Genomic DNA, 15459 nt, shown 5'->3' on the forward strand with positions numbered 1-15459 from the left:
GTATAAATATTACCAATTAATGTATAGGGGGTTATTAGGATGAGGCTTTCTGTTTCAGAAAGAATTGCTAGTTGGTACAGCCGGTATTTTCCTCATGATTTTATTTTCGCAATAATTTTGACCCTTTTAGCTATTCTCAGCGCATATGCATTTACTGCAAGTTCTATTGGAGAAGTATTGGATGCTTGGTTTAATGGTATTCCCATGTTATTTACTTTCGCTTTTCAGCTCATGTTTACTTATGCAGCTGCATTAGTGTTAGTTGACACACCGGTAGTTCAACGGTGGATTATAAAAGCTGCAAACACCATTAAAACACCTATGGCTGCTTATATTATCACTGGAGTTTTTGGTGCTCTGACTTCTTTTTTAGGGTGGTATATAGGACCTGTTGTCACTTCAATTTTTGCTCGAACAGTCGGTAAACAAGTTAAAGGAGTCGATTATCCGTTATTAGCGTCAATAGCTTATTCTTCTTTTACCATTTCTCTAACGGGTATTTCAGGTACAATTCCACTTTTCGTATCAACAGAAGGTGAACTGAACAATCAATTATTTGGTGGTATTATTCCACTTGATCAAACAACATTTTCAACCATAAACATGGTATCTTGTTTTGCTATTGTCATGGTGACAACACTTATTTATTACTTTGTTGCAAGAAACAAGAAAAAAATTACTACATTTCAAGATTTAGCAATCGAGAATGAAGAGGTTGCGAGTAGTGTAGAACCTGAAATAACTTCGGTTAACACTAACACGAACAAAGCGTTTGCTGACAAAGTGAATGATTTTAGACCAATGATTTTAGTTATAGGCTTAATAGGATTCCTATACCTTTTCTATTATTTTTCACAAAAAGGTATGGCTGGATTAAATTTAAATACAGTTGCATTTATTGCGCTAGTCATGGGCTTGTTAGTTCAGAAGGATGCTGTCAGTTATTCAAAGTCTTTTTCCAAAAACTTAATTTCAACTGGTTCAATCGGTCTTCAATTTCCGCTTTATGGAGGAATAGCATCCGTATTAATGGTTTCAGGTTTGGCAGGGAAACTCACCGACTATATTGTAAGCGTTTCCACTGAAACGACTTTTCCTATTCTAACGTTTCTTGTAACTGGTTTTATTAATTTGTTCATACCTTCTGCCGGATCACAGTTTACAGCTACTGCACCATTTTTTATACCAGCTGCAGAAGCGCTTGGAGTAGAGATGCCAAGAGCTGTTCTTGCCATTACTTACGGAGACATATGGACGAACTTAGTCCAGCCATTTTGGACATTGTTATATTTCCCTATATTAGCTGCAGGTACGAGATTGCAGGTAAGAGATTTCTTAGGATACTGTTTGCCCATCTTATTGGCTGTAGGTGTAATTTGGATTGTAGCTTTAATGTTCCTTCCTATTTAGTTAATAGCAATAGTTGAAAGGTGGTTATAAAGTGAGTTTTCCGTACTACCATAAAACGATTGACTGGAATAAGCTCGTCTCGGAGTATGAACCTCCTCAAGAATTTGTAGAGGGAACTTGGAAATGGAGCCGTGACAGAATTGAGTATACACAGCTCCAACGGTTAAAAGAAACATTAAATAAAGGCAGTGAGATTCCTTTTTATCAAATTCTGTGGGAGAAACATGGTTTCTCCCCAGAAGATGTACAGTCTTTGGATGATATGTACAAAATCCCCATTTATACAATAGAAGATATTCGAGATAGCATCGAACGAAAACCGCCATTTGGTGATTATCAAAAATATCATTTTTCTGATGGAACTCACACACCCTTGAGATTCTTTACAAGTGGTGGAACTACTGGTACACCTAGACCGACCATTTATTCCCAGTGGGATAGAGAAGTGGGGGCTATCCTAAGTGCTCGAACGTTCTACCTTCAGGGTATTAAACCTGGTGATGCCGTAATTAATGCTTGGTCTTATTCAACTCATAATGCAGCTTGGATAATGGATCATGCATTGTGGCATTGGTTAGGATGTACTCCCATAACGACAGGAACAGGGAATGTAACGCCTACTGAAAAACAGGTTGAATTTGCAAAGACTTTTGGTGCTTCAGCGATCATTGCAACATCAGATTATTTATTACACATCGCTGAAACTGCAAAGAAAATGGGGTATGACCCGAAGACAGATTTTAATTTAAGAACACTATCCGCATTTGGAAATACGGCGCCAGTAGAAGAAGCATTCGGAATCCCTGTTTATGATTCATATGCGTTTCATGAAGTTCAATATGTAGCAGCGGAATGTCCAGCTAAACAAGGACTGCATATTTTTGAAGATTCCTTTATCGTTGAAGTCGTTGATTTTGAGACAGGTAAACCGCTTCCGCCAGGTCATAGAGGAAACATCGTGGTAACAGCTCTTTATAAGACAGGAACCCAGCAGATCCGTTATAACATTCAAGACATCTCTGCTCTCTATGAAATGGTGCCTTGTGCCTGCGGCAGTCTGCATAAACGGATGGAATATTTCCAAGGTCGAAGTGACACTATGGTGAAACTGCGCGGTATTAATGTATGGCCGGAAGCATGCGGGAAAATAGTTTCTGAAGATAGCAGAACAAATGGTGAATATTACTGTTATGTAGAAAAGGTTATACAAGATGGAAAACCAGCAAAAGACGAAATGACGATATTGGTTGAAAAAAGAAGTGTTGATCAACATGATGAGTCATTAAAACAAGATTTAGAAGAGATTTTAAAAAGAAAAATCGGTGTAAAAATTCATGTTCAAATTGTAGATACGGATTCATTAAAAGAATTAACAGGACATGGTCATAGAGCAAAATTAAAACGGTTCGAGGATCGCCGAAAAGAGGGGATGGGTGTATGAAAGCCGTTGTACTTAACTCACATGGACCAATTGAACATTTAAACATTTCAAAAGACCAATCTTTACAAGACCTCCAATATGGAGAGATAAGACTAAAGATTATGTATTGTGGTTTGAATCATTTGGACTTATGGCTTCGGAAAGGAGGAACAGGTGATAAGATAACACTGCCTCGTATACCCGGAAGTGATATCGTCGGAATTATTGAGTCATCGAAAGGTGAAGGCGTTTTTAATTTATCTAAAGGAGATACGGTATTAGTTTATCCAGGTACATCTTGCGGGGATTGCACATACTGTCAAAAAGGAAGAGAGACTCTTTGTAAGGAGTTTAAGATAATCGGTTATCACATAGATGGCGGTTATTCCGACTATATAAATGTTCCTGCAAAAAACGTAGTTAAAATTGAAGCTCAAAATCTAGACGCATGGGCTGCCGTACCCGTTTCGTATATAACTGCCTGGAATGGTTTAGTGACGAAAGGGAATCTAACTATGTTTGATACAGTAGTTGTTTGGGGTGCTACTGGCGGATTAGGATATGCAGCCCTGACCATTGCTGAAGGCTTTAGTGCGAAAACGATAGGGATAGTAGGATCAAAAGAAAAGGAACTGTTTTTAAGAGAAAGAGGATATAAAGGACATATCGTTGTAAGGTCAGAGAACTTACAAAAAGAGATTAGGGAACTAACAGATAATCAGGGTGTTGATATCGTTCTTGACCATGTAGGACAAGAGACATGGAAAGAAAGCTTGAAGATGTTAAAACGTGGAGGACGATTGGCCTTTTGTGGAGTGACAACTGGTCATCAAGCTGTTACTGACCTGCGTTATATCTTAGGTAAACAGTTAACGATTCATGGATCATGGATGGGAGACATGAATGATTTTAAAGAAGTTGTTCAATTTATTGAAGTGAATGAAAACTTACCTTACATTTGGAAGACGTATAGTCTTGATGAAGTTAGAGATGCACACCAAGTGATGGAAGAACAAAGACACATTGGAAAAATCGTATTAAAAGTGAATGAAGAGGAAAAGGCTATATGAACGTAAATCATATATTGGTGGTCGGATCAGGTGTAATGGGAAGAGGTATTGCTTATTCAGCTGCATTAGGAGGATATCAAGTAACATTATGCGATATTTCTCAAAGCGCTATAGAAAACGCAAAGAGTGAAATTGGACATTTATTTTTAAAGGCGGTGGATAGCGAAAGGCTTACCTCGGAAAAAGCAGAACATTTTTCAAGCAAATTAAACTATTCTACTGAACTTGAAAAGAGTGCATCTTCTGCAAATTTTGTTATAGAAGCCGTGCCGGAAGTTATGTCCATTAAGAAAGAAATCTTTGAAAAGTTAGATCAATACACTTCGACTGAGACGATTTTGGCTACCAATACTTCCACTATGAGTCCAACCGAAATAGGTTCATATACGAACAGGGCTGACAAAATAATCGCTATGCATTTTTTTAACCCGGTTCATAAGATGAAGCTTGTTGAAATCATTAAAGGACTTGAAACAAGTGAAGAAACACTGCGTGTTACACAAGAAATAGCTCATGCAATGGGAAAAGAAACGGTTGGTGTAAATGAGTTTCCCGGTTTTGTTACTAGCCGTATTAGCAGTTTAGTAGGTAATGAAGCTTTTAACATGCTGATGGAGGGGGTAGGTTCACCAGAAGAAATTGATAAAGCCATCGAACTTGGATTGAATTATCCTATGGGACCATTTAAGTTAGGTGACTTAGTAGGTCTTGATACACGACTGAAAAATCTTGAATATCTTCATAAAACTTTGGGTGAAAAATACAGACCAAGCCCGCTTTTAGTGAAATATGTGAAGGCAGGAAGGCTAGGAAGAAAATCAGGAAAGGGCGTTTATAATTACACATAATGTGAAGGAGAACGTCTATGAACTTTGAATATTTGTTATTAAATGTTGAAGATCATATTGGAACGATCACAGTAAATAGACCAGAAAAAAGAAACGCGATGAATTCAGAAAGCTGGATTGAACTTCGCGATGCAGTGAGTTATTTTAATAGGATGCAAGAAGTAAGGGTAATTGTAATCACAGGAGCAGGTGACCAGTCATTTGTTTCTGGTGCTGATATTGAGTGGTTAAGAGATCGTCAGCCTCTAGATATTTATGGATCTGCTGTCCAAGATGTCCTGCTTAGTGTCTATCAATCGAAAAAACCAGTTATTGCAGCTATCAATGGATATGCATTAGGTGGGGGCTGCGAACTTGCAACTGTATGCGATTTTAGGATAGCTAGTGAGCATGCAAAATTTGGCCAGCCTGAGATCACCCTTGGTATCTTGCCAGCAGGTGGAGGAACCCAACAGTTAACGAGATTGATTGGACTTCCAAGAGCCAAAGAATTAATATTAACGGGAAAGATAATTAATGCCCAGCAAGCTTTTGAATATGGATTAATCAATGAAATTACATCAAAAGAAAATTTCAAGGACAGAATTAAGGAGTTTGCTAAGTCACTAGCTAGTAAGCCTCCTGTAGCATTGATGTTGGCTAAGATTGCCTTAAATGAAAGTGTGACAACTGATTTAAATGCAGGATTGGCACTTGAAAAATCGTTACAGGCAATTCTATTCAGTACTCAAGATAAAATAGAAGGGACAACAGCTTTTTTAGAAAAAAGAGAAGCTCAATTTATAGGGAAGTAATTTCACGAGACCTGTTTAAAGGTCTTTTTTTACAAAAATATAAAAAAACAAGTTACTTCTTTTTAGTGCACTATTGTTGTAAAAAATTTAAAAGATTAATAATTTGCAGACTGAGCAGGGTAAACTTTTGAATGTATATATTAGTGAGTGGTTGGACGGCTGGAAAATTATAGTGAGCAAATATTAAAAGTGAAAATGTAATGGGTAAAGTCACCTTTTTAAAGGTGGCTTTTTATTTTTTTACGGAAAGTGTAAATAAAGATGTTGTAACTATAAAATTTTCTTGAAATACCTTCCAAAAGGAATTATTATTAATTTTGGAAATGAATGCTAATGTAATAAAAAGGGAGAAATGAAAATTGGGGAAATATTTACTTGTATTAATTACTTTGTTTATTTTCGTACTGCCACATCAAGGGTTTGCTCACTCAGGCAGGACAGACAGTAGTGGTGGCCATAACTGTTCAGATAGTTCTAAAGCTAAAGGGTTATGTACAGGATATCATAATCATAATGGAGGAGGTACAAGCGGTGGCTCAACTCCGGCACCCGCACCAAAACCTGCTCCTGCTACTCGCAGTGATAAAGATTGTTCAGATTTTGCTAACTATGATGAAGTAGTAGCTTATTGGAATGCAAAAGGTTATTCTGCTACAAATGATCCGGAGAGATTAGATGGATTTGGTAATGTAGTGGATGATGGGATTCCATGTGAGGTACCTAGTGATTATGATACGGCAAAAATAAACGGAAGTCCAAAACAGATCGAACAGCAAGATTCAGCAAAAGGGGAAAAAGCTGGCTACCAAAAAGGATTGGCTGATGGCACAAGTGGTGCTGAAGAAAACGATTCATCTACTGGTTCAGCAGCTTACCAATCTGGCTTTAGCACGGGTTATTCTAAAGGGTATACGGAAGGCATGCAAAAGTTTGAAGAGCAGAAAAAAGCTGTAGAGAAAGAAGGATATGAAGCAGGTAAGAAACAAGATAAGCTAATCCTGCCTGCAAAGTATCAAAGTAACGCACTTTTAAAACAAGAATACGAAAATGGTTTTAACCGAGCTTTAAAAGAAAAAGAAGAAGCACAGATTGCTAGTTTTCAAGAAAAAGGTCTTCAAGATGGAATGAAAGATATTAAGAATACTCCTGAGGATGTAAGTCAAAATTTAATAGGCGCATACCTTTCTGGATATGAGGAAGGCCAGCAAAAATTAAAAGAAAAGTATTTAAAATTGGGCTACAATGCTGCATTTACAATGATTTCTTATAAAAAGCCTGCTTTAGAAAAAGAAAAGTATGTTAAGTGGTACAAAGAAGGATTTGAATCCAATAAAGAAGTCGAAAAAATAGAAAAAGTAGCATACGAGATGGGTCTAAATGAAGAAAAGTATGAAGTTCCTCAAAAATACCTAAAAGCAGAAACGGTGTTTAAACATCACTATGGATTAGGAGAACAAGCTGCTGAAGATGCTGATGAAGCAAACACAGTGATTTTTGGATTAGGAATAGCTGCTTGGTTGGGAAGAAGATACTATGTGGCTCGTAAAATGGTAGCTTAAGGAGAGAGTAAGATGGGGATCTATCAAAAGATATGTTATAAAACAGAAGATTTATTCGTAAAACTTTTAACTAAGAAGCAAGATAATGTACTAGTGAAAGAAAAAGTTCAAACTTATCGAAGTAATAAAGAAGCTGCTAAAGAACAAAAGCGTATTAAAAGAAAACAAGCCGCTGAAGAACGCCAACAACAACTTGAAGCTAAAAAAGCAAAAGAAAAACAAGAGGTTGTTAATCTTTTAAAGTCACTAGTAAATGACTCCTACACGACTTACGAATTTAACGAAGTAAAAAACAATAAAGTATTCTTTCAATCTTTAATTCGAAGTGTGTTTGAACCTGATGAAAAAGGATTAACCTTCTTATTTTGTGAGTTTGACAAAAGCAGTAAGAAAGAAATAAAAGGTTACTTAATCGCTACCAACAAACGAGTTTGGTTCATAAATAAGTCACTAGACTTTCAGCAAAAATTCCGTTATCAAACCATTAGAGACATCAAGTGGTTTAATGACGGAATGCTGGAAAAAGGTTTATACATGCAATACGGTGTAAAGCGACTTGAGTTTGATGAGATATTTGATAAAGAACAAATGATTCGTGTTGGGAATACGATTTTAAATCAAATATAAATAATAGGAGCACTTGGCTAATACAGCAAGTGTTTTTCTATTTATTACTTTTTTTGGTACAAGGTTATTGATATCATTGGAAATAATAGCATTGATTAAATATTATCCAAAGTAGGTGATTGTATGCTTGAAAAATTAATTATTAACTATTTAGAGGGATTTAAAGATATCCAGACTTTAAGTTCAATGCAAACTAATTCTATTAAAGTAAGTGATGAAGGCTTCTATGTAGAAACTGATTCTTCTATAAGAAAGTTTGAAGTAGGTGAAAAGGCAAGTTCTTGGGAGTTAATTTCATTTCAATTTTTATATGAGGCCTGGAATGAATTTGCTAATACTAGGCTAGCTAATTCCTCAGACTTTATTATGGCCAAAGGTCGTACTTCATTTGTAATGGCATTGTTTTCTAAACTTCCATTTGTATCAGTAACACAAAAAAATAAAAAAAAAGCAATTCAACTAAATCAATATTTAACAGATCAATTACCAGAGATAAATTTAAATCAGGTATTAGAATTATTAGAAGAAGTTATTTCAAAGGGACTAGATCTCAAACATCTGAAACAACACTACCCAGAAGACAATGTTTATAGATTAAAGTCTCGTGCTCGTCAAGGTTTGAAATTATTGGGTTTTATTGATAGTCAGTATGTGCTAAATGTTAATTTAATTGATGAGTACAAATCAAGTCATAACAAATCTTTAATTCTTAAGAGACAAATATTAAAACACCCGTACTTCTCAACTGTATATGACCTACTTTCAAAGTCTTCTGATTTAGAAAATGTATATAAGTTTCAAGCCATAAAAGAACTTGGAATGTTAATTGTGAAGAATTCTGCAGGTGATAACTTAATGCGTGATTCTGTTGCCGATGCTCGGACAAGACACATGCTTTCTTGGATGCAAGATGTCGATCTACTTAATGAGGAGTTGAACCCGATTATGGAGGAAAGCATTCGTCCTTTACTAATTAAAACAATGCAGGAATATTTAACTGCTAGAACAGAGCCGCTAACTAATCATCCATTAGGAAAATTAGTTCGATCTGATTTACCAGATGCTATTAGTAGATTACCATTTATAGATAGAGATACATATTTAGTAAAAGGATCAGTGGGACAAGGAAACTGGGCAACAGTACCTTGGTTAGCAATCTTAAATAAGAATATTACTACATCTACTCAACGTGGGTACTATATTGTTTATTTGTTTAGTGAAAATATGCAAGAACTATACCTGACAATTGCACAAGGAATTACTGAAACATCCAGGGATGAAATGTTGAAGCTAAATGATGAAATAAGAAAAAATATCGAAATGGATGGAGTAATAAAAAGTAGTGACTACTATCTTGGTGAAAGTGCAAAAGCACGAGGATATGTAGAAAGTACTGCAGCTTACATAAAATATACCTTAGAAGACATGCCTTCAGAAAACCAACTTATAAAAGACCTTGAAAAAATGATTTCCTACTATGAGAGGTTCATAGAGTATAAAAAAGAAAATAGCGTAGAAGAAAAGTTAGCCTTTTTAAATGTAAATGAACAAGAAATAACAGATCATATTCATTCCTACATACAAAGCAAAGGTTTTTATTATAAAAAGGAAGAGGTTATAAATCTTTACTTGTCTTTAAAAACAAAACCCTTCGTCATTCTCTCTGGGATTTCAGGAACAGGTAAAACCAAAATGGTGCAATGGTTTGCTGAGAGTTTGGGAGCTACAGAGGAAGATGGTCAGTTTACTTTAATTCCAGTTCGTCCTGACTGGAGTGATGGTTCTGATCTATTAGGCTATGTTGATATTAAAGGTGACTTCAAAAAGGGTCCTTTAACATCGGTGTTAGAAAGAGCAATGGATGATCCGGACAAACCGTTCTTTGTTTTACTCGATGAAATGAATTTAGCTCGAGTCGAGTATTACTTCAGTGATTTATTAAGTGTAATGGAAAGTAGACGCCGGAAAGATGGGAAAATTGTTACAACACCAGTGTTACCTTTTGAGGTGGAAGGCAGAGACATTATTCTTCCTTCAAATGTATATATCATTGGAACGGTTAACATGGATGAGACTACACATCCGTTTAGTAAAAAGGTGTTGGATAGAGCAAATACAATTGAGTTTAATAGAGTTCAATTAGATCATTTTTCTTTCCTCGAAGATCAAGAAGAACAGGCACCTTTGTCTATTATAAATCAGTCTTTAGCCGGAGACTTCTTACATTTAAAAGATGCTTACCAAGATAATATCGCGTTAATTAAGAAAGTTACCGAAGTGTTAGTAAATATTAACAAACAACTCGAAGGCATCGGTGCACAGGTAGGTTATCGAGTCCGAGATGAGATTTGTTTCTATGTCATTTATAGTAAAAAAAATAACTTACTGACATTTGAAGAAGCTATGGATCAATCGATTCTTCAGAAGATCCTTCCTCGAATATCAGGTAGTGATGAGCGTGTATGGGACACTCTTAAAGGTCTTTATGAAATCTGCATGAGTAAGGTCTACAATGCTGATGTTGGGCCAGAATTGAATCACGCTATATATCCTAAATCTACTGAAAAGATCTTACATATGATTAGGAGGTACGAGAATGATGGCTTCACTTCCTTCTGGGCTGGTTCGTGAGGATGTTGAACTCGTATTAATCGAAACGAATGAATTTACTCTTTTTATGAAAGGGAAACCTTATCATCAGCGGTTCGAAGGGCTGTCTCAATATAAGAAGAGGCTGCAGAATGAAATGATGGAGTTTAAGGTTGAGGGAGAATCTATACAATCAGTTAAAGTTTTTGATTTGGACCAACAAATGCTGGCCGCTAGTTCAGCGTTTAGACCAATCTTTTTTGAGAATGGAAACTATCAAATTATCGTTACTTCGAAAACAGATTCAGAGTTAGAGTTTTATCATGAACACCATCTTTTAAGAAACGCTGTAAGTAATGTGCCAGTAAGTTCTAAACAAGTTTTAATGGGGAATCTACAATTTCAAAATGAAGTTGGTTTGTCATCATTTGAAATTCGTACTCAAGGGAAAACGTTATTGACTGTGATTTTCGAAATCTTTCCTTCCAAGCTTGATTATAAGGAAGATTACAGAAAGTTATTAGATGAAGTGAACGAAGAAATTTATAATCTAGCTTTTCATTTTTTACGGAAAACGTATCTTGGTGCTAGGACTAGGGTAGAGGGAGAAGCGAGTGCTGCTGAATTTTATCGATTAATTCAACATCATTTCAGATCCTTTCTACAGGCGATCAAAAGAATCGAGCAACAACCACATCATCAACTGATTACCACTCATCAAAAAGTGAGAGGAGATCAACTAAAGAAACTGGACTCTTTTGGTAGAAATCAGCTTAGAAAAAAAGTTTCATTGTTTCAAGAGGTTCAAAATGGTATAAGATTTGGTAACAAACAACTAATGCCTACAGAGGGCTTGCAGGTCAAAAAACAGCACTCATTTGATACGATGGAAAACCGCCTAATCAAGTGGTTGTTGATTCGTATTGAAGATAAGCTAAAAGATTTGCTGAATAAAGTAGAAACTCCTATTGGTCGATATAAATCAGAACCAGATCAATTTGTAGTTCAAACGATTAAAGAAATGCAAAAGCATTTACAACAAAGAATAAAAAATCCGTTTTGGAAGACAATTAGTAAGCTTGACCGTTCTGTGATGAGTTTAGTGATTCAGATGGCACCAGGGTATAGAGATGCTTTTCAAATCTATGTGTTACTATCTCGGGGATTAGAGCTCAATGGACAAATTTATAAAATGTCTGTTAAAGATGTAGCTCAGCTTTATGAGTATTGGACCTATCTCAAGCTTGGGGCTTTATTGGATAAAAAGTATGTACTTCTTTCTCAAGATGTGGTGAAGGTGAATAGAGAAGGTCTGTTTGTGAACCTCGATAGTAGTAACTCAGCTAAACGCGTGTATAGCCATCCGCATACAGGAGAGAAGATTATTCTTCAATATCAAAAGGAAGAAAGACATTTACCTACTATCACACAGAAACCAGATACGATGTTGAGCATTGAGAAAAAAGGTAAGGATTACACCTACAATTATATCTTTGATGCCAAATATCGTATTGATTTTGCCGTAGAAGATAGTTATTACGAAAAGCGATATAACAGCCCAGGACCTATGGAAGATGATATAAACACCATGCATCGATACCGAGATGCGTTAGTTGTTCAACATAATGGTCCCTTTGAACGAACAGCATTTGGTGCATATGTATTATTTCCTTGGTTTGAAGAGGAGTTATATGAGCAGCATGCTTTTTATAAAAGTATAGAATCGGTTAATATTGGTGGCTTGCCGTTTTTACCAAATGCAATGAGGTTAGTAGAGCAGTTTGTGGAGCATCTTATTGAGAAAAGTCCTGAAGAAATACAAGAAGAAGGGATACTACCAAGAGGTACATTAGATAGTTGGAAGTCTTCATTAGATGAAAAAGTTGTAGTTGGTTTAGTGAGTAATGAGGAAGTTTTTAAAGATTGTATCCAACAAAAAACTTATAAAATTTCTATGAAGGATTTGAAAAAAGGATGGCAAGAGGCAAAACATATTGCCCTTTACCTATCAAGTAATGTATCCAGTAATAACGGTGTAAAGTATTACGGTGAAATTGTGGGTATTTCCTTCAGTTCAATGGAAAACAGTGAGCAAGTAGTTGCATTTACAGTGGATATTTGGAAATCATTAAGGAACATTATCAAACCAGTCGGATATGGTATATCGTCTTATATGCTTACAACGTTAAATACTTTGAAAGAAGCGAGTGAGTTACCAGAGCTTTACATGAAAAGTAACGATGAACTAGCTTTATGGAGAACAATGCGCAGGCTTACAAAAAATCCTAAACTTAATTTAAATCATACTGAAGTTGACCAAGCATCGGAAATTGTTCAAATAAAATCAGGTGAGGTACTAGTTACTCTAAGTAAAAAAGAAATACAAGTAAAACGTATAGGAAGTATGAAATTAACTTCTATTGATAGAGAAGAGTTTTTAAACAATCCCAATCGATTATTCAAGGAAGTCATTGATGTTTTAAATAATTAGTCAGATCTTACTAGATTATGATTCTATCTCATATGTTAGATTGGAATATTGTTAGGGTATGGCTTTAATATGTAAAAAAGGGGTGGGAAAACATGAAGCCAAGGTATGAAGTAAATAACAGTTCAATAGAAAGCATTTTAAGCTGGATAAAAGATGGAGAGATCGCAATACCCGAAATACAAAGACCATTTGTTTGGGATTCGTCTAAAGTTCGGGATTTAATGGACTCTCTTTACAAAGGATTTCCTGTAGGTTATATCATTACTTGGCGAAGTCCTGATACAAATTTAAAAGACGGTACGAGGTCGGAAGGAAAAAAGATACTAATTGATGGACAGCAGCGTGTAACTGCATTGACAGCAGCATTATTGGGGCAGCAAGTTGTCACATCTGATTATAGGAAAAAACGTATAAGAATTGCATTTCATCCAATTGAAGAACGATTTGAAGTTACTAACCCGGCAATTGAGAAGGATTCTATATGGATTTCTGATATTTCAATGTTCTTCCAGCAAAATTATCAGTCTTTTCAATTTGTAATGGATTATTGCCAAAAAAATAGTATTTTAGATTTTAATGAAGTAGCACAAAAAGTGGATCGGTTGATAAAGATTCGCTACAGCAATTTGGGTATTATAGAATTATCACATGAATTAGATATTGAAACTGTAACAGAAATTTTTATTCGAATTAATTCCCAAGGGGTTGTGTTGAGTCAGGCAGACTTTGCGATGTCAAAGATTGCTGTAAACGAATTATATAATGGAGTAAATATTCGTAAAACAATTGATTATTTCTGTCACTTAGCTAAACGTCCTGGAGATTTCCATTTGATAGAACAAAACGATTCAGAATTCTCAGCAACTGATTTATTTCATAAACTTAAATGGATTAAAGATTATATAGAGGAGTTATATGTTCCAGACTACTCTGATTTACTACGAGTAGCATTCACACATAAATTCCTTAGAGGAAAACTAGCTGATCTTGTAAGCTTATTATCAGGGCGTGATTTTGCTACACGTGAATATAAAGAAACAATAGCAGAGGAATCTTTTAAAAAGCTAGAAGAAGGCGTGCTAGATTTTATAAATGAAACGAACTTTAAGCGTTATATTATGATTGTAAAATCAACTGGTATAATTAATCAAAAATTGATTCGATCACAAAATGTGCTTAATTTCGGCTATATTCTTTATCTTTTGCTTAAACAAAAGGGAACAAATAAAGGAGATATTCCAAAAATAGTACGTCGCTGGTTGGTATTATCAATTTTAACGAGACGGTATTCTGGATCTCCAGAATCAATGTTTGAATTTGATGCTCGTCGATTTGCAAATGCTCAAAATCCAATGAATTATTTGGAGCACATAGAGAGTGGGGAATTATCTGATGCTTTTTGGAACAATATTTTGATTTCCCGGCTTGATACGCCTGTGACAAGTAGTCCATATTTTAATCTGTATTTAATGGCACAAGTAAAGAATAATGAAAAAGCTTTTTTATCTAAAGAAAGCGAAGTTCGACACTTGATTGAAGGACGTGGAGATGTTCATCACATTTTTCCTCGTAAGTATCTTCAGAAAAATGGATTTACAAGCAGAAATCAATATAATCAAATTGCTAATTATGCAATTATACAACAGGAAATAAATATTGCAATTGGTGATAAAGCACCTGAAGAGTATATGAAATCCTTAAATGAACAATGTGAAACAAAAATATTAAAGTATGGTGAGATTGTAGATCGAGATAGATTGAAAAACAATTTAATATCTAATGCCATCCCAGATTCTATATTTCATATGAATGCATCACATTATTCAGAATTTCTTGAAGAACGACGAAAACTAATGGCCATTAAAATTAGAGATTACTATCATTCTTTATAACTACTATATCGTAATCACCATGAAAGGACAGAAAGTGAATTTGTTGTTTTTTAATTCCTTGTCCCTACACTTAACAAAAAAGTAGAATATATATAATTGAAAGAAATCAAAATAAATAGTTGTAGGTGATCATATCAATAACAAAAGGTGTATAAAATGTGGGATTCAAATTCACTATACAGATTGGATAATATTAAAAGAAATGTCTTACCTACCGATATGTGATAATTGTATATTTGCTGAGGATCAGGGAGTTGAAATTAATGAAAAACAAAATTTTTCCTTGAATAAAATAATAAAATTTCCTGAAAAAAGAGAATAGTTACGTCTATTATAGTTAAAACACGCAAATGAGCGTGTTTTTTTAATTTAATACACTGGTTCGTTAAAGTGCACTTTTACGAACAGTAGACCTAACTTAATAACATACTAGATTTATGCGTTCATAAAACTATTAAAAAAGATTTACGAACGTTCATTTGTTTTTACATACTTTTATGAACTATTTGGTACAATTAAGGTAAATTGTACCAAAATAGGGGTTCTATGAAAATTCGTAAGTTTGGATAAATTCGAGTGAGTAGTAAAGATCTAAGAATATTTAAACACAAAACATTTAGGAATTAAATGACTTTCGTCCTTTTGACGTGGAGACGAAAGACACCCTAGGCAGGAGTTCAAGGGGGTAAAGTGGCTACCCTGATGGAAAGGTAGGGAACTTCGGTAGTTTTACGATTCATGATGCAAGAGTGGGAAATA

The 15459-nt window shown here is 35.0% G+C and carries 10 protein-coding genes; all 10 read left to right on the forward strand.

Going from position 1 to position 15459, the window contains the following annotated elements:
• Window positions 1-39 precede the first annotated feature (39 nt).
• The 10 genes from ABE41_RS06415 to ABE41_RS06460 all read left to right on the forward strand — a co-directional run bounded on the left by ABE41_RS06415 (window position 40) and on the right by ABE41_RS06460 (window position 14700).
• Window positions 40-1410, forward strand: coding sequence for a TIGR00366 family protein (locus ABE41_RS06415; RefSeq protein ID WP_066287714.1), 1371 nt, complete (start codon window positions 40-42; stop codon window positions 1408-1410).
• Between the two features lie 31 nt (window positions 1411-1441).
• A complete protein-coding gene (locus ABE41_RS06420; protein WP_066287717.1) occupies window positions 1442-2851 on the forward strand; it encodes a phenylacetate--CoA ligase family protein in 1410 nt (469 codons plus the stop codon).
• Window positions 2848-3900, forward strand: coding sequence for a zinc-binding dehydrogenase (locus tag ABE41_RS06425; protein ID WP_066287720.1), 1053 nt, complete (start codon window positions 2848-2850; stop codon window positions 3898-3900). Before ABE41_RS06420 ends, ABE41_RS06425 begins: the two co-directional genes overlap by 4 nt.
• Window positions 3897-4748 (forward strand): 3-hydroxyacyl-CoA dehydrogenase, encoded by an 852-nt coding sequence (locus ABE41_RS06430; protein WP_066287725.1) that lies wholly within the window; start codon window positions 3897-3899, stop codon window positions 4746-4748. The genes ABE41_RS06425 and ABE41_RS06430 overlap by 4 nt, the downstream gene beginning before the upstream one ends.
• 17 nt (window positions 4749-4765) lie before the next feature.
• A complete protein-coding gene (locus ABE41_RS06435) occupies window positions 4766-5542 on the forward strand; it encodes an enoyl-CoA hydratase/isomerase family protein (RefSeq protein ID WP_066287727.1) in 777 nt (258 codons plus the stop codon).
• 359 nt (window positions 5543-5901) lie between these two features.
• On the forward strand, window positions 5902-7101 hold the full coding sequence (locus ABE41_RS06440; protein ID WP_066287729.1) for a hypothetical protein: 1200 nt from the start codon (window positions 5902-5904) through the stop codon (window positions 7099-7101).
• A gap of 12 nt (window positions 7102-7113) precedes the next feature.
• Complete coding sequence (locus ABE41_RS06445; RefSeq protein ID WP_066287732.1) at window positions 7114-7728, forward strand: cell envelope integrity TolA family protein; 615 nt, start codon at window positions 7114-7116, stop codon at window positions 7726-7728.
• Window positions 7729-7851: 123 nt separating this feature from the next.
• Window positions 7852-10359, forward strand: a complete 2508-nt coding sequence (locus ABE41_RS06450) for an McrB family protein (RefSeq protein ID WP_066287735.1) — start codon at window positions 7852-7854, stop codon at window positions 10357-10359.
• Window positions 10325-12808 (forward strand): DUF2357 domain-containing protein, encoded by a 2484-nt coding sequence (locus ABE41_RS06455; RefSeq protein ID WP_367642147.1) that lies wholly within the window; start codon window positions 10325-10327, stop codon window positions 12806-12808. Before ABE41_RS06450 ends, ABE41_RS06455 begins: the two co-directional genes overlap by 35 nt.
• A gap of 92 nt (window positions 12809-12900) precedes the next feature.
• Window positions 12901-14700: a GmrSD restriction endonuclease domain-containing protein gene (locus tag ABE41_RS06460; RefSeq protein WP_066287736.1), complete on the forward strand. Its 1800-nt coding sequence runs from the start codon at window positions 12901-12903 to the stop codon at window positions 14698-14700.
• Window positions 14701-15459 lie beyond the last annotated feature (759 nt).

The sequence above is a fragment of the Fictibacillus arsenicus genome (assembly GCF_001642935.1).
GTDB classification, from domain to species: domain Bacteria; phylum Bacillota; class Bacilli; order Bacillales; family Fictibacillaceae; genus Fictibacillus; species Fictibacillus arsenicus_B.

Excerpts from the sequence above, each read along its gene's own strand:
- ABE41_RS06415 (WP_066287714.1), top strand. The coding sequence starts at position 40 with ATGAGGCTTTCTGTTTCAGAAAGAATTGCTAGTTGGTACAGCCGGTAT.
- ABE41_RS06425 (WP_066287720.1), top strand. The coding sequence starts at position 2,848 with ATGAAAGCCGTTGTACTTAACTCACATGGACCAATTGAACATTTAAAC.
- ABE41_RS06430 (WP_066287725.1), top strand. The coding sequence starts at position 3,897 with ATGAACGTAAATCATATATTGGTGGTCGGATCAGGTGTAATGGGAAGA.
- ABE41_RS06435 (WP_066287727.1), top strand. The coding sequence starts at position 4,766 with ATGAACTTTGAATATTTGTTATTAAATGTTGAAGATCATATTGGAACG.
- ABE41_RS06445 (WP_066287732.1), top strand. The coding sequence starts at position 7,114 with ATGGGGATCTATCAAAAGATATGTTATAAAACAGAAGATTTATTCGTA.
- ABE41_RS06450 (WP_066287735.1), top strand. The coding sequence starts at position 7,852 with ATGCTTGAAAAATTAATTATTAACTATTTAGAGGGATTTAAAGATATC.
- ABE41_RS06455 (WP_367642147.1), top strand. The coding sequence starts at position 10,325 with ATGATGGCTTCACTTCCTTCTGGGCTGGTTCGTGAGGATGTTGAACTC.
- ABE41_RS06460 (WP_066287736.1), top strand. The coding sequence starts at position 12,901 with ATGAAGCCAAGGTATGAAGTAAATAACAGTTCAATAGAAAGCATTTTA.